Raw genomic sequence first — 21,060 nt, 5'->3', positions numbered from 1 at the left:
TGTTATGGAATAATAGCCTCTTTCAGGGAGCTTTTAGCGGCGAGTTTACTGTAAAGCGTAAGGGCCTGTGCTACCACCTGATCCATATTGTAATAACGATAAGTTCCCAGCCTGCCAACAAAGTGAACGCCAGGGGTTTCTTTTGCTAAAGCTGCATATCTTTTATACAGCTCCTGATTTTCAGCCCGGGGAACCGGATAAAATGGATCTCCATCCCAACATGGAAACTCGTACGTAACACTGGTCCGGGGATGCTGTTGTCCTGTAAGATGTTTATATTCTGTAATACGGGTATATAAATTATCATTTGGATAGTTAACTACAGCTACCTGTTGCAACCACTCCTGATCCAGCGTTTCATGTTTAAACTGAAGGGAACGGTAAGGCAGTTTACCATAGCAGTAATCGAAATATTCATCTATCGGTCCGGTAAAAATAAGTTCTTTATACACCACCAGTTTCTTTAGATCCTGATAGTCTGTGTTTAGCAAAACGTGAATATTGGGGTGGTTCAGCATATTTTCAAACATCCTGGTATAACCATGAAGTGGCATTACCTGATAAATATCATTAAAGTATCTGTCATCCCTGTCTGTGCGTACCGGAATACGGGAAGTAACTGCTGCACTGAGGTCGGAAGGGTCAGTATCCCATTGCTTACGGGTATATCCGCAGAAAAATTTTTCGTAAAGATCCCTGCCAATCTGGCTTACAATAATATCTTCGGACGTTCTCAACGTTTCTACAGATTCTGCTACGTTCTCAAAATAGGTTGCCAGTTCTTCAGAAGTATAGTTTTTATTATACAGCTTATTGACTGTATCAAGATTGATGGGAAAAGGATACAAGCTACCATTTACACAAGACAATACCCGATGTTCATACGGACGCCATTGTGTATACCTGGATAAATACTCATATACATCCGGAGAGTTGGTATGAAAAATATGCGGGCCATATTTATGAACGAGGATGCCATTCTCATTATAATAATCGTAGGCATTGCCCGCAATATGATTTCGTTTATCTACCAGCAACACCTTCTTAGTTGCGTCTGATGCCAATCGCTCCGCCAGTACACTGCCCGCGAATCCGGCGCCTATAATTGCATAATCATACATAAGAACTCAGATTTACCGGTTTATTCTCTGGACTTTTTTCTATCAATATCTGACATATAAGATGTACCATATCTGCCCAGGTCTGATTCCAGGAAATTCCGGACAGATATTCATCTACTGGTTTCAGCCAGTTTTTATCCCTGTCCTGCAAAAGTGCGGCTTCAATGGCTGCGATAAATCCGGCCGTATCACCGGCAATATGTACCAGTCCTTTTTCTCCGTAGGTAGCGATAATATCATGAATGGGAGTTGATACTACCGGCTTCCCTGCTGCCAGGTATTCCGGCGTCTTGGTCGGGCTAATAAAACGTGTCGAGTCATTTAATGCAAAGAGTATCAGGGCCACGTTCCAATTGCTGATATACGCAGGCAATTCATTATATGTTTTCATACCAGTATAGTGAATATTAGGCGCCTGAGGCAGCGATTCTTTCTCTATTTTAACTACAGGCCCTGTAAGTACAAAGTGCCATGATGGCCTTAACGCAGCCATTTCCGTTAGCAAAGGAATGTCCAGCCTTTCATCTAATACGCCAAAGAACCCAAGTCGTGGATAAGGGATGGGTTGCTGATCCAAAGGTTCCGGTAATGGCTGACGGGCTTTTGCAAAATGCTCCTGATCAATGCTGCTGGGGAAAGCATATACCCTGGGATGTTGGCTACGCTTCAGGCGATACAAGCTTTCTCCGCCGGTAAACACAATATCCGCCAAAGACATCAGTGTTTTTTCTCTTTGCGTTAATTCAACAGGGGCAAATTTAAACAACGACAATTCATCCATACAATCATATACCATGACGGAAGGTTGCAGATGACTACTCCAGGAAAGTGCCATAGGAGTATAATACCAGGAGACATAATCCCGGACTATATACTTTTGCATCAGCTGATCAAGGAATAACTTAAGGCAACTATCTATTTCGTCAGCTGTCATCCCGGGTTTTACATGTGGCGTAGCCACACATAAGTTGGGTGCTGGCGTTCGCAGTTCCATAAACGGATCTGTAGTGTCGTCGATGACATATTCCTCCATAAAAAACACCCGGCTGTTTTCTGCGAAACGATTCATTAAATGCTGCGGGCGCTGAAAAACAAAATCCCATCTCAGGTGCGAGAAACAGAAGAAGTCAGGATTCAGATGAAGGTCGCTGAAACTTAATAAATTTTTCATGTCGTAACTCCGTTAAATAATTGAATATTTTCTGATCGGCAAGTGTTATAGACGATGGGCACTAAGTGTACTATTAATAATTCCGGTAATACCTTCTATATAATCTTTGATAAAAAAATGCCCCCCTTCAAAATAATGGATAGTACATTCCTGGTTGGTATGCCTTTCCCATGCTTCGCAATCAGCATCAGTCAGCTCATCCTCCTTTCCCGAAAGAACTGTAATACTGCAGTCTAGTGGATATATAGTTCCATCAAAGAGATCCGTTTCCGAGAGTTTAAAATCGTTTTTCAACAATGGCAGATAAAGTTCCATCAGCTCGGGATGGTCAAAGAATTCTGCCGGCGTTCCTCCCAGGTTAATGATCTCTCTTTTGAAAACATCCGTTTCCATCAGGTGATATTTCTTTTCCTCGTCTTTACCAAGATGTGGTGGTCTTCGGGCTGAGAAGAAAATGTGAGAAGGTCCTGGCAGACCTTCTGTCCGTATTTTTTGTGCCACCTCATAGGCAAACATACCGCCCATACTGTGTCCGAAAAAAGCATATGGCCCCATTACGATCTCATCTTTGATTATATGAAATACATCATCCGCAGCCACCTGGACGTTATCATACATTTCTTCATTTATCCTTTTCCCCCTACCCGCAAGCTCTACAGGCCTGAGTAATATATCCGGCAGCAGGTAGCGGCTCCATTTCTGATAAATCATTGCCGATCCGCCGGCATAAGGAAAGCAGAACAATCTTAATTGACTCATTAGTGTGTCTTTTACAGGGCGATCGAAGTATTATTTGCAGAACATTTGCTGATAGGTGTCCGGACTGACGATTGTTAAATATCCCGTGCCTTCACAGCTGGCCGAATTGATGTCAGCGACACATTTTACCTGTTGGTAATTAACAGTCAGCATGCCAACCAACCGTATCATGCCTACCCCGGAATCGGGCGTCTCCAGCCTGCATTCCGGCTGAAATAACTGCATACTCAATTCTGTACCGGACTTTTCAAATAAAAGATGTACATAGTTTCTATGAATACATTGTTGCAATGCCTGCCATGATTTTTCAGGCCGAATACAGGCCACCGGTCCGGGAACGGATAGTATTTCAATTAACTCATCTTTCATTTGTATATTCTTTTAATAACCAGATCAAAGCTCAAAGCCTTTATTAAAGGTCATACTCCAGTCCAGTAGTGACAGTTGCTTTTCTTCATTTTTACGATAGGAAAACATTGGATATTTCTCCATCTCTTTCCACACAGATTCGTCGTCCTGGTCTGCCAGCGAAACAAAAAATATGGCGGCCGTAAGACGCGTAAGGATTTGTTCATATGGCAATTCCCATTGCGTAATTACCCCTTCGGATTTCAGCTGGTCCAGATGCTGCTTTACTGTATTAATTTCCCGGACATTTCCAAGTTGTATCATGCTGATATAAAATTTATGTGAATCAATAGGTTGTTGTTTTTACGAGACCATCAGTAATCGTAATAGCCAGGATACTCGCCATCAGCATCAATATTCGGCTTATAACGGCCTTCCCACTCAGACTGTAGCTGCTGTATTTCTTCTTCTGTTGCAATTGGTTTAAGCTCGTACATCAGTAACTGAATCCAGGGGCCCTGCATGAAATGTTTAAGGCCTTCGGACGATGGATTTTCGAACATATTCCGGATTTCCAGCCGTAGATTTTTTGTATATCCTATGTACCGGCAGTTTACCGGTTCATTGTCTACGATTGCAAAAATTCCAAAAACAGCGGCGTTTTCCGGGATATCATGGAGATTATCCTTCTTATCCAGATTAAAATCTGTGTGAAAGATCTCCGTTCTTTCAAGAGTCGATGTTTCCATAGATGTTTATTTTATTTGTTAATTACTATTTTGCAGGGGCAAGTGTGTCAGTTAAACCTTTCGTCATGAGGCTCTCCACTTTACCCATATTTAGCTTCAGGATCTTATCAGCAACATCGAAGTAGTGATCATCGTGAGTAATAGCGATAATAATCTTATTCTGTAATTTCATTTTTGGAAGCAGGGTACGATAGAAAAATTTCCGGTATTCCGGGTCCTGGTCAGCGGCCCATTCATCAAACAGATAAATGGGTTTATCTTCCAGATAACACTGCAGCAGCGCTAATCTTTTTAATTGTCCATTCGACAAGTCAAGTGTATCAAATGTCATGTTACGGATACTTACTTTATGACTGAGATCCAACTCTTCCAGATATCGAAAAATCTCCTTCTCTCTTCCATCTATCGTTACTGAATATAACTTTTTGAAAAGATGTACCGGTGAGAAGACTACGGAGAAATATTCTCCCAGCTCGACAGCAGGGACTACCTGATTATTGATCCTGATAACACCGGTTGATGGCTTATAAAGTCCGGTGAGCATTTTAGCCAATGTACTTTTCCCACTCCCGTTGCCACCTGTAATAAATAGAATTTCACCTTTGTTCAGTTCAAATGACACCGGGCCTACACTAAAAGACGGCGTGGTTCCTGTGTCGTACAGGAATCGGACTCCGTCTGCCTGAAAGCTATCCGGCTTACCTGTGATAGTAAGGAGCATTGGTTCGTCAATTGACAAGTCTGAGGGTAGTTCTTCCAGGAATACTTTTATTCTGTCCCAGGCAATTTTGAATTGCATTATTTCCGGTATAGATCTTAAAATACCATTGATAGGTCCAATAAGATATAACAGTATCATAATAAAACTCATGATGACCGGTAGTTTAATGGCTGGAAATAACACAGGCAGTGCAAAGGCGGAAGTCCCTAATAACAAGATCAACAGCAATTCACCTACGAGGAATGCGTAAATAAAATTGGTTTCCGCCTTCATTATTTTTGCACGAAGCCCTTCGGAGCAATCGCTGATATCTTCACGGAATTCCAGTTTCTTTCTTCTGTTCAGGCTAATCTCTTTGTAGCCGGTAATAAGATCCGTCATAAAATCCATTAGCACATTACCGGCATCCCTGGCCTCTTCGAACAAAGGGCGAGTACTTTTGCTAAAGAAATAATATACAGTTGAAATCAGGCATACCAGTACTGCAGTAACCATAGTAGCCCAGAAAGCAATGACTGAAAGATAAAGGAACGCGCCGGTCACGGTGATGATACTTGTAGCCAGCGAAATGGCCATATAGGCGATATTTCCTATCACGTAAATATCACCGTTGATAGTAGCAAGTACGCGTCCATTTTCTATTTTCTCAAATTTCTCATAGGAAGATGACAATATCTTTCCTACCATATCAATCCGTATCTCATGCACCAGTTTTCGTGTAAATCCAATGAGTGTCCGCTGTATATAACTTCTTCCTGTAAGATATATCATCACGGAGAGTGCAAAATAGAAAAGGATAAAGGGGAGATTCTCCCTATTTCCAGCTGCTGAAGAGATCAGCAGTATCAATACCATGTTGGCTATTCCTGATAAGATGCTCACGATCAGCGTTTGAGGAATCACTTTGAGATACTTATCCGGATCAGGAAATAAAAGACTCAGTACTGCATTACCGCAGGAAAACCCTATACATGACAGCAAGAGTACCATCATTACCTGCAGACTATCAGGCCCCCACACTCTGATTGCCTGCCAGGAAAAATGCATATAAGCCTGAGGAATCAAATAAATACCTGCCAAACACGGCAATACAGCGGCAAAGAGCAACAGTACCGATATGCTCTCTTTTCTGCGCCACTCCTTGTATTTTCTTTTCTTCCTGACAATACCGCTAACAATATATCCGGTAAATAGCAAAGTAATTAACAGATAGAAAAACAAGGCGATTGATATCGTTGCAAATGATTTATCATTATCCCCTTCCGGATAAATATCGGTTGGTACTGTGCCTTTATCCAGCAGAGATAAAAGCTGATTTCCCAATACACGGGTAAAGGTACTGTTTGAGTTAGCCAGAACGACCACTCCGGATTTCTTCCTGGTAATAAAACCTACATAAGAGGTAAAGTTGGGGTTTACTCCATCATGATAAATTATGCTATCGCCACGCAGGGAAACGAGCCATCCATCTGCATAAGAAAGATTGCTGCCAGGTGGTACGCTTTCGTCACGAAGGTGTGACACCGCAATCTCGGTATCCAGTTCCGTATGAATAAGCCCCATCTGCAAATTCAGCCACCGTACCATATCCGGACCATCCGTGACTATATATCCTGCAGGATTATTTCCTTTAAACCACGGCGGTTGATAAGCTCTTGCTTTAAAAAAGCTAATTTTATGCCCCTGAGCTATTGAATATCCGCCAGATACCTGGTCGCGCCCCACAAAGGTATGATGCAGCCCCAATGGTGACAGTACCTGATTTGTCAGATATGTTTCATAAGATACGCCGCTGACGATGGCGATGATGAGACCTAAAATATCATAATTAACCGTAGCATAGTGAAACGCCTCTCCGGGTATTGCCTGAAGCGAGATATTATTAAACTGCTGCACAGTTTTCTCCAATGCATCAGGCTCATTGCCGGGAGGAATATCTGAAATTGTATACCAGGGAATTCCGCTTGTATGGTGCAGCAATTGGGCAATAGTTACAACCGCCGGTTTTCCTTTGTAAAAAAATTTCAACCAGGGCAGATAAACCGAAACCGGATCCTGCAGCTTTATTTTCCCTTCTCTTGAAAGGCGTAATATAGCCAGCGCGGTAAACGCCTTGCTGCAGGAGGCCAGCTCAAAAAGAGTTGCAGGTACTACTTTTTTTTTTGTACGCATATCTGCATAGCCGAACGTATAAATACTTTCCCGGCCATCCTGTATAATTACCAATGTAAGCCCTGGTATTTTGCCTTCTTTCATCTGCTCCCGTACAAGACTATCGATTGTTCCGGAATAGGTTGCCGAAGCGTGTTGCCCCAACAACAAAGTGCAGAGTAAAAAGAATAACGTCCGGCCTGCATCACGGAGCAGTATAAATTTCCCTTTGTTCATATTTCCAATAGTTCCCTGTTCAGGCTTTCGATACATTCTTCTACCTGCCAGCCATGATGAACCAGATTGCTCACCATCCGTGTCATTAACCCGGGGTTACTATGCTGAAAAATATTTCTCCCAATCGATACGCCGGAAGCGCCAGCCAGCATAGCATGATATATCATCATAAGGATATCACCGGGGCTGTCACTTTTGGAACCACCTGCAATCAGCACCGGAATTTGTACCCCCTGGATTACCTCTTGTAGTTTGTCGCCGGAACCAGGGTAGTCAACTTTCACCATATCCGCGCCAATTTCCTGGGCTAACCTTGCGGCGTGCGCAATCTTCCGGGTGTCATGCTTACAGTTGTCTACATACATCATAGCCAGCAACGGCATTCCCCAGCGATAACATTCTGTAGCAATTCGCCCAAACTCCCGGAGCATTTCGGGCTCTTCGGCTGTTCCAAGGTTCACATGAATAGAAATTCCCGAGGCTCCCATTTGCAGGCCCTCCTCAACACTTCCTACAGTGACCTTATAAGATTGCGAATTACCCAGGCAGGTTGACGCCGATAAATGCAGCAGGTAAGTGCCACGTAACAGCTCGCACTCGCTGAGCGCACGCGCCAGGATACCTTTATGTAATACGATAGCGTCCGCACCTCCGTCTATCAGTTGCCCGATAAGACCTGTACAATTCCTCAGACCGGGAATCGGACCTAATGTAGTACCATGATCAATTGGCACAATACAGGCTTTTTTCTCATGGCCTTTGAAAACATGATTTAATCTTAGCAATTTACCGTTCATAAAGTGAATTTATATTGTCATTTAAGGCGAATTACTTTTCCTCGATACTCTCATCAATCTTAATACCTACATGTCTTCCCCTTTCACAGATATATGCCAGCAACTCATCTCCTTCTTTAATGCAGGATGCATTTAGCGGCTCCCCTTTTCCTCCAAAAATCCTGATATGCCAATCGTCCTGCACAAATGCATTTATCAATCTATTCTCGGCCATTACTTCTATTTTCAATAGCGGACGCACCTCTGTTTTCACACGTCCGACTACCACTTCGCGTGTATTTCCTTCTGTATCCACGCAGGTAACTCTCGAACCACCTTTTAATTCTGTGATGTAGGCCGTTTTGGAATCAGGGCACCAGATATAGGAATGAACAGCGCCCGCATTAACCCGGAATGGGCGTAGATCCATATAAGGGAGATAGTGGGTTTCTGAACTTACCAGCAGTCCGCCGTCACTGGTAGACCCTATCAGCATTCCTTCATTTTGTCTGAGCAGACTGGTTGTATCCACACAGGCCCGGAACCCCATACCCGCGTGTTGTACTGATGTAACTAATGCCTTCACTAACTTGAGTTTACCTACACTCTGTTTCTGTAAAAGCTGGTCCAGTTTAACAAAATCACTGACTATTTCACTGGTAAACAATACTCCATCACTACCAGCTTCCATTACACCAAATACTACATCTGCTTCCTGTACAGAATATATTTTCTTAATCAGCACGGTGTTCGTGGGCTGGAGTTTTGCAATCAGCAGCTCCAGCGGAATATTGGTGGCAGAGGTAAATTCAGCGATAAGGTAGTCATAATTCATCCCTTCCTTCCAGGCAAAATTCATGGATGCTTCGTCTTCGATTTTGCATAAAACCGCCGTTTTATGACCGGCCTTAGCCGCCAGGTTGAGTAATTCTGACGAAGAGGAAAAAACAATGCATTGCGCTGGAAGCTCTTTGAGATCTTCTTTCTTTTCTATTTCAATCACAAAGTTCATCCTTTTAGGCGCTTTAAACTTGTCCAGATCCCTCCTTCTGATCAGAATGCAAGTAAAGTTCAGATGGTAGACCAGCAAAAGGATTTCGGTGTTAGCTGCCAGGTCCCGTCCATCTACCCAGACGATCTTCTCCTTACCATTTTTTTTACCGGACATACTTTTTTTTTTAGGTGAGTTTAATATAATTGCTATGAGAAAGTTGTTGTGCTGCCTTATAACCGTTTTTCCAACAACGCTGCAATGCCGGCGATAGTTTGATGGTCAAATACCTGATTAAATGATAACGAATCCGGATAAACGGCATCCAGTTTTTCCTGCAACTGAATAATGGTTAAAGAGTTTCCACCTACTTCAAAAAATTTGTCTGTGACATCGAAGGAATCATACCCCAGAATTTCTGTCCAAATAGCCGACACCACTTTTTCTGTTTCTGTTAACTGCGGAGTGGACATTTTATCCGGTGAATCATAAAATGCTAAATCCAGTGCTGCCCGATTTACTTTTCCGGAGGCAGTCAGCGGGAATTCCTTTATGTGAATAAAACGTTCCGGCAGCATATATTGTGGTAATACAGCCAGCACGTGGTTGCGTAACGTGGCTTCATCGACCTGATCATCTGCTGCCGTATAAAAGCAGTGTATTCCGTATTGCCCGTTTTCACGTTCAAAGGCTTTTACGACTGCTTTCCTGATATCCGGAAAAGTATTGACGGCTAATTCGATCTCCTGAAGTTCTATTCGATAGCCATTTACCTTTATCTGTGTATCATTACGTCCGACATACTCCATGGCACCATCTGGCAACATTCTTCCAAGATCACCGGTTCGGTAAACCCTGAGCGATGTTCCCGGAACAGCCTTAATAGCCGTAAGTTCAGGCCTCTTCCAGTATCCGGAAGAGAGATAGCGGCTACTGAGAACAATTTCTCCGACGTTTAAAATCCCCTGCGCTTTATCATACTCATTCAAAATCTCAAAGGTGATTCCCTTTACAGGGATGCCAACTGGTATACGTTCTCTTGGCAATACGGTGGTAGTATACAGATCCTGATAAAAAGCCATCAGTAACTCAGAAGAACCATATAGATTTACCATCCTGCTGCTGTCGGGAAAAGCGGCTTTATAGATCTCAAAATCCCGCTTACTGATATCTTCTCCTCCCAGAATCACCAATCTTATTTTTCCCGTTTGTGCGGCGGCCGTTTTATCGCCGAACAAAAGCCTGAACAAAGCCGGTATCGAATGAAAAACTGTAATCCCCTGTTCGGAGAATGCAGGCAACAGCCATCTTACATCCGGCTCTTTTCTTACATCATAGACCACTATACAGGCGCCAGTTAGAAGGGCACCAAAAATATCCAGCACAGATACTGTGTGGCTGAATGAAGTGGTCAACGCGAGACGATCACCAATACCAATTTCCATGAGCGCTGCAAAAGCAGTACAGAAAAACAATATATTCTCCTGAGTTTGTATCACCCCCTTTGGCCGACCCGACGAACCGGATGTATACATCAGATATGCAGGTTGTTCCGCCGGAAAACCATCGGGATGGACGAATACAGCCATAGTATCAATATCCGCAATATTCAACACTGTTAACTGCCTGTCTTTTGCAAATAAAGATGCTTTTTCCATGTAGGCATCATCCGTCAGCAAGACCCGGATACCAGCATCATCGATTATTTCATCAATTCTCTTCTCAGGAAAATGAACATCCAGTGGCACGTACACATTGCCTGATTTGAGGATCCCCAGTATCGCCGGTAACATTTCCAGGCACTGATCAAAATAAAGGCCAACGGTAAAATACTCTTCCGACGCTGTACCTACCGGAATGCGAAAGCTATGCAATCTGGCAGCTATCCCGTTTGCATAACTATGAAACGCGGCATACGTAAGATGATTCAATCCATCGGAAGCAGCTATTTCGTTTTCATGTGCAGCAGCGAATCGCTCCAGCTCATGTACCAGATGAACAGTTTTTTCCATAATAGAACACTTTTTTTTAAAGTTAGATGCTTCTCTCACACCGACGCCTACGTACGGTCCAACACGCGGTATTCGCCAATAGGCCTCGAAGGGTTTTCTATTACTGCAGTGACCAGATCAACAAACTGGTTCATCAGGTAACTGATAGTTTCAGGTGCGAAAAGGCTTTTATTATAATTACAGGTGAATGAGAATACAGATTTAAAATCATAGGCATACAAAGACAGGTCAAACTTTGCAAAGTTATCTTCTATACCTGCGGAATTGACGGATAATTGCTCACTGCCTGCCACTCCCTCGTCCGCGTTAACGAACATATTTCTGTAGTTAAAAAAAACGTTCAATAGCTGATCTGTTCGTTGATGGGATTTGCGCAACATTTCCAGGATAAACTCATATTGAAAATCCAGGTTCTCAAAGGCGTTCAGCGTACTCGTTTTAACTTCCGACAAAACCGTTACAAATGATTTCTCCGCAGCAGGGTGATTACGAAGGATTACTGTATTGATAAACATACCTACCACATTTACAAAATCATCGTTATCTCTTCCGGCATGTGGAATAGCCAGAAGAATATCTTCCTGCCCGGAAAGGCGATAAAAAAACACATTCAGCAAGGCTGTCCACGTCATAAAGTAGGTTACATCTGCTTTTCGGGAAAAAACCTTTAGCTTGTCTGATATCTCCGGCGAGAAAGAGAATGTATAATTCGCGGCCGCTATTGATGTTGTATTGGTTTTTGTGAAATCATAAGGCAACTGTATGCCCCGCAGCTGGCCAGACAACTGCTGCTCCCAATACTGTTGCTGCACTTGTATGCGTGACGTCTTCAATAAACGAGACTGCCACTCCGCGAAATCCTTATATTGCCGGGGCACAACGGATAACTTATTTCCGTTATAAAGGCTCAAAAATTCGTTGATGATTAATAGCAGGGATGACCCATCTGCTATCAGGTGCAACAAATCAATCACAACATGATGCCTGTTTTTGTTTACCTCAAAAACTCCCACCCGGATAAACGGCGCATTACTCATATCGAACGGCTTTCTGAACTCATATAGTTTTTCAGCCACTTCATTTTCCTCAGCCGTGTAATAGCTGATAGCAGCCGTTACGTTGTCATGTATCCGTTGATAAGGCATTTTATTTACCATAACGATGCTGGTCCTCAGGCTTTCATGCCTATCCAGCAAAAGTTGCAAAGCCGCCTTCAATTTTTCCAACTCCAGCCCTCCCTCCACCACAAATGCCTCTGTAATATTATATAAGGTGCTTTGCGGAAACATGCGTTCCAGTATATAAATGCGTCTTTGTGCTGCCGACAATGTATAATATTCCTTTTTCTCTGCCTTATTTATAGGCAAAGGCCCCGATTGGGTTGTCTTATCAATAATAGCACCCAATTTTGCTATGGTAGCATTATTAAAAAACTGCGTCAGCGAAATACGTACCGCAAATAGTTTATTGATCCTCGATAAAATGATGGAAACCATAATTGAATCACCCCCCAGCTCGAAAAAATCATCCGCCGTTCCCAGCCGGTTAATGCCAAAGAACTTCTCCCATTCGAGGGTTAGCTGTTTTTCAGTAGCAGTAACCGCTGCAACATAAGGAGTTGACATATCTTCTCTTTCACTCATTTCATCCATTCCGGCTTCTTCTGTTTCCGGAGATGATGCGATTGAATTTTTCGCTGGTGGGCGACTTGTTCGAATGGCAACATGTGGATAATTGTGATAGAGAAAATTTTGAAATATATCCAGGTATTCTGCTGTGGACAAACCATGTAAGGAGAGTGATTCACCAGGTGTCTTTGATTTCCCGGAAATGGATTTCTTTTCGCTTCCTGATGATTTACCCGGGATATATGGCACAAATGTTAATCCAGATACTACCACTACTACTTCCTCCTGTTCATTCCATATAGTAATATCAAAAACAAGCCCCTGTGTCCTGTCGCTACGCAATACTGCGTGGCTGATGATATATTGTGTAAGTGTACCGGTGATAATAATTTCTTCATAACAGTACGGCAGATACTGTTTATCTTCTTTAACATGAAAATAAAGAAACGCAATTGCGATATCCATTAAAGCGGGATGCAATTTATATGGGCCTATATCCCCGGAATACATTGCAGGCAACTGCAATCCGGCCATTCCTTCACCCTCCCCGAGGCTTATCCATTGCAGGTTATTCCATCTTGGACCAAACTCCGTACTGGTCAGTTCTTGTTGGTTAATCCACGTTTTCTTTTCAAGAAGATCGATCAGATCGGACAATTGCCTGTTCACCATTACGGGAGCCTGCAGAACACTTACTTCCGCACTTGCATGATGTACTTCTGCCGTTTCATGGTTTGCAGTACGACTAATAATTTTCACACCCAAACAATGGTCTCTCACTGTTACTATTGTCTTTACTACTTTAGAATCACCTGTCTGAAATACCATTGGGTCCGTCAGGAAGAGATTGCTGATTATTATTGATCTATTGTATCCCATGGCACTTACCACCGCCTGTATCAATTCTATATAACCAGTTCCCGGAAAAACCGGCAGCCCGGAAAATACCCGGTGTTCATCCAGTATCCACATTGCCTCAGGTCTAAAATTTGATACAAAAACCACGTCTTCCTCTATATCTGTTGCAACATATTGTATCAGCGGATGCGCAGGGTACAATTTTACCTGCTGCAGATAACTGTATTTATCTCCACTGCTTTCCACCGCCATACCCACTTCCTTCCAGGTGTCCCAGTTAATAGTTTTGACATTTGCACATTGTTTTAATCCGTTGGCATAAATATATGCGTCCAGTACAGCATTGGCAGTGCTGTATCCCGCCTGTGCAATACCGGGGTCGATCGAACTGATACTTGAAAAATTAATAAAGAACAGCAATCGTTCTTCAGCGAACAATTGATTAAGGACCATTAGACCTTTTACTTTCGCCTTCCATTGACGATCCATTTCCGCAGTAGTAGTCCTTTCAATTATCCTGCGGGAAGGGATTCCTGCGGCATGTATAACGGCGTCGACAGGGCAGCCTGACAATGACGCAGCAGTGGCGACAACTTCTTCCACTCTTTCTTTATCCGCTACATCAGCGGAAAAATGCCATATGTTTATCCCATAAGATTTCAGGTGAAGTATCCTGCGGATCTTGACGCAAACCGGATCCATCTCCGGATTTACAGCCATCCAGTGATCCCATGAGGCAGGATCGGGCAGTTCAGTTCTGCTTACCAATGTAATATTCTCTACAGATCTGCCGGCAAAATATTCCGCTACAGCTAGTCCTATACCTCCCAATCCGCCGGTAATAAGTACGTGTGTTGGTAATTCAGATTCGGTAGCGTTGGTTCTACCCCAAACAATAGGTTCGCGAAAGGGCAGCCACCGGAATCCATTTCTGATACCTGTAGTACAAACCGTTGGTTTCTCTTCGGGAAGGATCAACAGTTCATCAAATAATAAAGCGGCAGATTCTTCCTTAGGCAGGAGATCGATATCGATTACGGAGCACGAAATATTCTGATATTCGCTATTTATAACGCCTGCAAGACTATGAAGCCCTGCATGTACCGGTAACAGTAAATCATTACCAATAATTTCGCAGGCATTATTCAGCACTATTCTAAGCGCGGTTTCTTCACCAGGGAAAATAGCATTAAATGACTTACAAATCGCTATCACCTGTAACAAACTGCTCATTGCATGTGAATAGGCTTCTTCTTTAAGACCATCTCCCGGGGCTGCAACGTATAATATATCCAGCAATATCAATCGTGGTATAAATCCACTTGCTTTGAAGTTACCAAACAATGTGTCAACGGCATTGAGATCATCAGTATTGATATCGTACAGGTCGTTTATTTGCTCATTTCTATTGCTATATCGTACTACCACCGGCGACACTTGCTGTTGCAGGAAAGAAGATGACAGTAGTTTATTTAACCAATTATTTTTGCCGGTAAACAACACCGGCCGTTTATCAATGTTGCCAACGGGAAGCCTTCCGGTTCTTTTCCATGAAGGTACAAAAGCATTTCCAGGAACATTATCTGTTTGATTATTCTGCAATAGCTCTCTAATCAGGTCAGCTACATCTTTATCGTCACCAAACCGTTTTCGTTCAAATGGATATGTAGGCAATGGTATTTTCCCTGCCTTTTCACCCGTCCGGCACGACATCCAGTTTATTTTATGCCCAGACAGCCAAAGGCTCCCTACTGCTTTTAAAAAGAAAGCCATATCCGAAACCTTTTCTCTCGGATGACGCAGTAATGAAACTATCTCCGGATTTCCTTTTCCCTCTGCACTTTCACGTACATAGCTGCTCAATGCTTTGCTGGTTCCTACCTCTATAAAGATTTTATCTTTCAGCGACTCCAATGCCTGGAGCCCATCACCAAAGCGGATGGTGTGACGCAAATGTTGCACCCAGTATAGGGCATCCGTAGCCTCTGTTGCTGTAATATATGTGCCGGTAAGACCAGATATAAATGGTATTTCCGGCCGGCTGAATTTTACCCCCGTTAGTAATTCTTCAAATTCCTCCAGCACTTCATTCATCAACTCGGAATGAAAAGCCCTGTCGGTATGTAATTTTTTTTGTACTACATTATCTGCTTCCAGTAGTTTTTCCACAGTGGCAATATTTTCGTGGCTACCGGATAAAACACAATGACGACGGCCATTAACTGCTGCAAGAGCAACTCCTGATAACAGGTAAGGTTGAATCTCTTCTTCGTTGAGACTTACAGCTATCATACTTCCTACCTGTGATTGCTGCATGAGCAATCCTCTTTTTTCGACGATCTTCAGCGCATCTTCCAGGCAAAATACCCCACTGATACAAGCCGCCACATATTCTCCGAGGCTATGGCCAATCATCACTACCGGTTTGACTCCCAGTGTAATCAAAACAGAAGACAATGCATACTGTATTACAAATAATAACGGTTGGGTAAGGCGTGTTTCTGTAACGTCTATATCGCCAGCTGCCATTATTACACGTTTTATATCCGTTGCCAGAGAGGTAGATAGCAGCTGCAAACATTTATCAACAGCAGTTCTGAACACGGATAGTTTGTCATATAGCTCTCCTGCCATACCTACATACTGCGACCCCTGGCCAGGATACATGAAAACGGGTACTCTTTTTGATTCCGACGTTTTACGCGTATGTATTTCGTCACCCTGACCACCGAGTATGTTGGCAGCATCGGTGCCCCCCGATGCCAGAATGAACATGCGATGATTGAATTCTTCCCGGCCTTCCTGCAATGTATAGGAGACATCACCGATAGATATATCCTCCTGAGCGGACAAAAATATACCCAGGTTACGTTGGGATTGCTGTAAAGCCTTTTTCGTTTTGGCTGATAAAGGCAGCAGCTGCAGACTGTCCATTACCTGTGGCAATTTCTGGAAAGTTGGAGCTTCTTCGAGCACTAAATGCACATTTGTACCACCAATTCCAAATGAGCTGACGCCTGCACGTCTTGGCAACTGAATATTTTCCCATTTGCGGCAAATGTTATTTACGTAAAAGGGGCTGTCGGTAAAATCAATTTTAGGGTTAGGTGTATGAAAATGAAGACTTGCCGGAATAGATCTGTATTTAAGTGCCAGTATCGTTTTTATCAGCCCGGCAATACCCGCGGCTGTGTCGAGATGTCCGATATTCGTTTTTACTGATCCTATGGCACAATAATTTCTTTCAGTAGAATCGAATGCCTGCCTCAGGGCTTCGATTTCAATAGGATCCCCCAATGGTGTACCTGTGCCGTGGGCCTCTATCATACTAATCGTCGAGGGGCTTACACGCGCCAACTTATGCGCAAGGCGGATCACTTCTTTCTGGCCTTCAACACTGGGAGCTGTATAACCAACTTTACGATGCCCGTCATTATTTACTGCAGATCCTTTTATAATAGCCTGGATCGTATCACCGTCCTCGACTGCTTCTTTCAGTCTTTTTAAAACCACTACGCCGGCACCTTCTGCGAAATAAGCACCAGAGGAAGCAGCATCAAATGCTCTACAATGACCATCTTTAGACAATACACCACCCTCTTCATACAAATATCCCCTCGCTTTATCGGAAAAGATACAAACACCGCCGGCGAGTGCCATTTTACAATCACCCGTAAGAATAGCCCTGGTAGCCAGGTGTATAGCCGACATAGAAGTAGAACAGGTTGTATTGATCGAATAACATGGCCCGGTTAAATTCAATGCGTAGGCAACTCTTGAACACATATAGTCTTTATTAGCCAGGCGAATCGCATTAAAATGACCAATTTCGGGAGTTCTTCCCGTCAGATTATTCATAAGTTCATGACTGAAACTGCTCGAACCACCACCGAATATGCCGATCTTGCTTTTAATGATATCTTTTGCAAAACCTGCCGATTCCAAAGCTTCCCAACAGAGCTCATGAAAAATACGTGTCTGAGGATCCATTATCCGGGCCTCTTCGGGAGTATAGGAAAAAAAATGATTATCAAAATAGTCTTTGTAGGAAGGGGCCTTTGCTACTACTTTTACATACCCCGGCTTATTATACATCCTTTCGCTGATGCCAAGCTTATCCAGGTCCTCATTGCTGAAATGTTTTACCATTTCATCTCCACTCACGAGATGCTCCCAGAACTGCTCGCTGTTATCAGCTCCCGGAAACCGCAAAGCCAGGCCTACAATGGCTATTTCCGTACCGGTAAGGCTTTGTATATATTGGGTTTTATCAGTCATTTATCTCTAGGTTTTTAGTAGAGCTCAAAAGAATATCGAAGGCTTCCTCTTCTTTATTCTGTTCTGAGTGATCATTTTTACCTGTTATATAATATGCTGCCAAACTGCTGATAGTAGTATATCTAAAAAGATCTACAACCGTCAATTGTTTTGAAAAGGCTTTATTCAGCCTGTTAAATACTTTTAATATGCTTATTGAGTCTCCACCAATCTGAAAAAAATTATCATTAATGCTTATCTCTTCTAAGCCCAGCACTTGCTTCCAGATAGTTGCTATTGCTACTTCTTCTTCATTTACAGGTAAGACAAACACCTCCTTCGATGAGATTCTTTTTGCCTGTCTGAACAACTGCGGGCGATCTATTTTTCCATTATTTTTTATAGGAAAACTATCCAGTTGGTAAAAGTGCGTTGGGATCATGTAGGAGGGTAGCCTATCCGCCATAAAGGCAGTTATTTCGGAAAACGAAACAGTCTGGCTGCTGATAATAAACGCGCTTAATTTTGTATCTTCTTTCTGTTGCCTGCTACCAATAATAATCACATCCTGGATATTCGGATGCCGGCGCAATACTTTTTCGATTTCTCCAGGCTCTATTCTCACTCCACGAATCTTTAACTGATCATCCTCCCGGCCAATAAACTCCAGCTCCCCATCTTCCAGCCAACGGGCAATATCACCGGTTTTGTATAACCTTTCTTCCTCGCGAATCTGTACATTAACAAATGCTGCATGTGTTAAATCAGGCTTGTTCAAATATCCTAATCCCAATCCGCCACAAATGTAGAGATCACCGGATACCCCCAGTGGCTGCAACTCCCGGTTCTTACTCAGTATATACAGCGAGATATTATTTATGGGTTTACCAATCGGAATAATTTCATCATCACGGCGGCGACGGCAGTTATAGTAAGTAACATCCACTGTGGCTTCAGTAGGACCGTATAAATTAATCAATTCACAGTCAGTAAATAGCTGGTAAAACTCCGATACGGCTACTTTCTTAAGTGCCTCTCCGCTGGAAAATACAAGGCGCAATGATGGAAAAAGTTGGTACTGCGTACTTCCCTTAATGAAATCCAGAAATACATCCAGCATAGACGGCACAAAATGTATGACAGATACCTTATGTTCATTAATTGTTTTACTGATTAACTGCGGATTACGTTCCGCACCTGGTGTCAACAGTACCAGCGATGCACCCGAAATGGCCCACCAACATAACTCCCACATAGACACGTCAAATGAAACAGGAGTCTTATGTAATATCCTATCTTCCTGGCCAAGTGCATATGCCGCCTGCATCCAGTAAATCCTGTTTACCAGGGTCTGATGGTTTATTACCACACCTTTGGGCCTACCTGTGGATCCCGAAGTATATATAATATATGCTGCTGCTGTCGGGATTACGTCCTGTCTGAACAGTCTGCGCTCCTCTATATAGCAATCAGGATGTGCTATATTCATTATCTGGCAATCGCTGTTGATCCAGGCGTATTCATTTTCGGTGTTAGTCAATAACATTTCAGTTGCACTATCTTCCAGCAGATACCTGATGCGCTCCGGGGGATAACCCGGATCTATGGGCAGGTAAATAGCCCCTGCTTTCATAATGGCAAACAAACCTATTATCAGTTCAATGGAACGCTCCATCATCACTGCTACTACGCTTCCAGGCTTCACGCCAGCGGCCAATAACATAGCCGCCAGCTGATCTGATTTTCTGTCAAGTGTTTCATAGGAACAGGAAATATTATCAAGCAGTACAGCCAACTGTTGCGGTGATTTTGCTGCCTGCTCCCTGAATAGATCCATGATCGTTTTGTCACGCGGATATTCTCTTTCCGGGCCTTTAAAATGCTGCAGGAGCTCTTCTTTCTCAACTGTAGATAAAATGCTTCCCTTCGTACATATTTCATCTGGTGTATCAGCGATACGATGCAATACTTCATAAAAGTATTGCGACATAACAGCGATCAGCCTATCGGGAACCACTGATTCATAATAGCGGATAACCAGGTTCAACTTCTCCCCCCCGGCATCCAGCATGAAATCCAGGTAAGTATTTGTTTTTTCATAAGAGCCAACATGCACTGCTCTGGGAACCGCTGTATTGCCGGGTGAGGCTTCTTTGATTTCTTTATAAATATAAAAATCTATGTAATTAAAAAATGTATTGACGAGAGGAACTGTTTTACTGTCTGCCAATCCTGGTAAATTACCTATTTCCTTCAAAGAAAGCCCTTCATATTGCCTGATTTTCAGCAACTTTTCATCAATTAATCCCAACAATTCCCTCCAGGTAATATTTTGTGGCCAATCTATCCGGAATGGTACTGTATTTAAAAAACAACCAACAATTTTATCACCATCTTCCAATACCGGCCGATTATGAGAAATAAGCCCAGCCACCAGATCCTTTTGATGTGTGATCATGTATATCGTATAAATATATGCTGCGAAACAAATATTCTTTACACTTGACCCGTTTCGTTTCGCGGCATCTCTGACGCTGGTATACGTATCTTTGTCATAGGTGCGGAAATAATTTTTCAATTGGTCTCCCTCCCGGTAACTACCTGGCAGCTTCAATCGCTGCAGATCCATTAATTCTTCCTCCCAGAATTGCCTGACAGTTTCATTTCGTTTAAGCGCCAGCTCAGCCTTTACATAATCGCGGTAGGAACTCCTGAGCCTTCCAAAAGCAAACCATCCATTTGACTTCAAGCCCATATAAGCCTCATGGAGATCTTTCATAACCAGGCTGGTACTCCACCCATCAATAACTGCATGATGATTTATCCAGATGACCATCAGGTTGGTGTTATCCAGTAAGAAAGTACGTACTCTCCACAGCGGTGTTTGGGTGGCCAACGTAAATGGATGAAGTTTATCAGCATTCATCCGTTCATTGATAAACTGCTCCTGTTCTTTTTCTGAAAGAGAGCAGATATCCTGATGTTCAAAATCGGGTACCATCTGCTTAAACACCAGCTGAACGGGAGTATCGTAATCAAAGACATTATAGTTGGAGCGCAGATTCTCATGCCTGTCAGCAACAAGCTGCAAGGCGTCATAAAATAAAACGGGATCGAAAGCCGTCAGTTGAATGTTAAAGACGATCTGGTCGTGATAAACTGCTTCCTCAGGATGTTGCAGAGAATGATACACCATTCCGAAAGAGATATCACTCATAGGAAAGATATCTGCTATCTGCTCTTTGCTTACAATAGCTTTTGACATCATTATCAATCAGATT

12 protein-coding genes are annotated in these 21,060 nt (G+C 42.9%); all 12 read right to left on the bottom strand.

Features of this window, described 5'->3' with window-relative positions:
* Positions 1 to 2: 2 nt before the first annotated feature.
* Genes glf through UNH61_RS10600 form a run of 12 tightly spaced genes read right to left on the bottom strand, consistent with a single transcriptional unit; the run spans position 3 to position 21,047 of the window.
* Positions 3 to 1,121, bottom strand: a complete 1,119-nt coding sequence (glf, locus tag UNH61_RS10655; RefSeq protein WP_326992090.1) for a UDP-galactopyranose mutase — start codon at positions 1,119 to 1,121, stop codon at positions 3 to 5.
* The gene (locus UNH61_RS10650; RefSeq protein ID WP_326992089.1) at positions 1,114 to 2,292 is read right to left on the bottom strand and encodes a glycosyltransferase family 1 protein; all 1,179 of its coding nucleotides are present in this window, start codon (positions 2,290 to 2,292) and stop codon (positions 1,114 to 1,116) included. Before UNH61_RS10650 ends, glf begins: the two co-directional genes overlap by 8 nt.
* 45 nt (positions 2,293 to 2,337) lie before the next feature.
* Positions 2,338 to 3,051, bottom strand: a complete 714-nt coding sequence (locus UNH61_RS10645; RefSeq protein ID WP_326992088.1) for a thioesterase domain-containing protein — start codon at positions 3,049 to 3,051, stop codon at positions 2,338 to 2,340.
* 30 nt (positions 3,052 to 3,081) lie between these two features.
* The gene (locus tag UNH61_RS10640; RefSeq protein WP_326992087.1) at positions 3,082 to 3,420 is read right to left on the bottom strand and encodes a hypothetical protein; all 339 of its coding nucleotides are present in this window, start codon (positions 3,418 to 3,420) and stop codon (positions 3,082 to 3,084) included.
* A gap of 24 nt (positions 3,421 to 3,444) precedes the next feature.
* A complete protein-coding gene (locus UNH61_RS10635) occupies positions 3,445 to 3,723 on the bottom strand; it encodes a hypothetical protein (protein ID WP_326992086.1) in 279 nt (92 codons plus the stop codon).
* 50 nt (positions 3,724 to 3,773) lie between these two features.
* Complete coding sequence (locus UNH61_RS10630; protein ID WP_326992084.1) at positions 3,774 to 4,148, bottom strand: hypothetical protein; 375 nt, start codon at positions 4,146 to 4,148, stop codon at positions 3,774 to 3,776.
* A 25-nt stretch (positions 4,149 to 4,173) separates the two neighbouring features.
* The gene (locus UNH61_RS10625) at positions 4,174 to 7,257 is read right to left on the bottom strand and encodes a cyclic peptide export ABC transporter (protein WP_326992083.1); all 3,084 of its coding nucleotides are present in this window, start codon (positions 7,255 to 7,257) and stop codon (positions 4,174 to 4,176) included.
* Positions 7,254 to 8,054 (bottom strand): 2-amino-3,7-dideoxy-D-threo-hept-6-ulosonate synthase, encoded by an 801-nt coding sequence (locus tag UNH61_RS10620; protein ID WP_326992082.1) that lies wholly within the window; start codon positions 8,052 to 8,054, stop codon positions 7,254 to 7,256. The genes UNH61_RS10625 and UNH61_RS10620 overlap by 4 nt, the downstream gene beginning before the upstream one ends.
* A gap of 31 nt (positions 8,055 to 8,085) precedes the next feature.
* Positions 8,086 to 9,201, bottom strand: a complete 1,116-nt coding sequence (locus UNH61_RS10615) for a 3-dehydroquinate synthase II (protein WP_326992081.1) — start codon at positions 9,199 to 9,201, stop codon at positions 8,086 to 8,088.
* 56 nt (positions 9,202 to 9,257) lie between these two features.
* On the bottom strand, positions 9,258 to 11,036 hold the full coding sequence (locus tag UNH61_RS10610; RefSeq protein WP_326992080.1) for a non-ribosomal peptide synthetase: 1,779 nt from the start codon (positions 11,034 to 11,036) through the stop codon (positions 9,258 to 9,260).
* 47 nt (positions 11,037 to 11,083) lie between these two features.
* The gene (locus tag UNH61_RS10605) at positions 11,084 to 17,800 is read right to left on the bottom strand and encodes an SDR family NAD(P)-dependent oxidoreductase (protein ID WP_326992079.1); all 6,717 of its coding nucleotides are present in this window, start codon (positions 17,798 to 17,800) and stop codon (positions 11,084 to 11,086) included.
* Positions 17,793 to 21,047 carry an amino acid adenylation domain-containing protein gene (locus UNH61_RS10600; protein ID WP_326992078.1) on the bottom strand — a complete coding sequence of 1,085 codons (3,255 nt, stop codon included), beginning with the start codon at positions 21,045 to 21,047 and terminating at the stop codon, positions 17,793 to 17,795. The genes UNH61_RS10605 and UNH61_RS10600 overlap by 8 nt, the downstream gene beginning before the upstream one ends.
* Positions 21,048 to 21,060: the final 13 nt, after the last annotated feature.

The sequence above is a fragment of the Chitinophaga sp. 180180018-3 genome (genome assembly GCF_037893185.1).
In the GTDB taxonomy this organism is placed as follows: Bacteria; Bacteroidota; Bacteroidia; order Chitinophagales; family Chitinophagaceae; genus Chitinophaga.
Note: the sequence above shows the minus strand (reverse complement) of the source record. Positions and strands in the feature narration are given on the sequence as shown.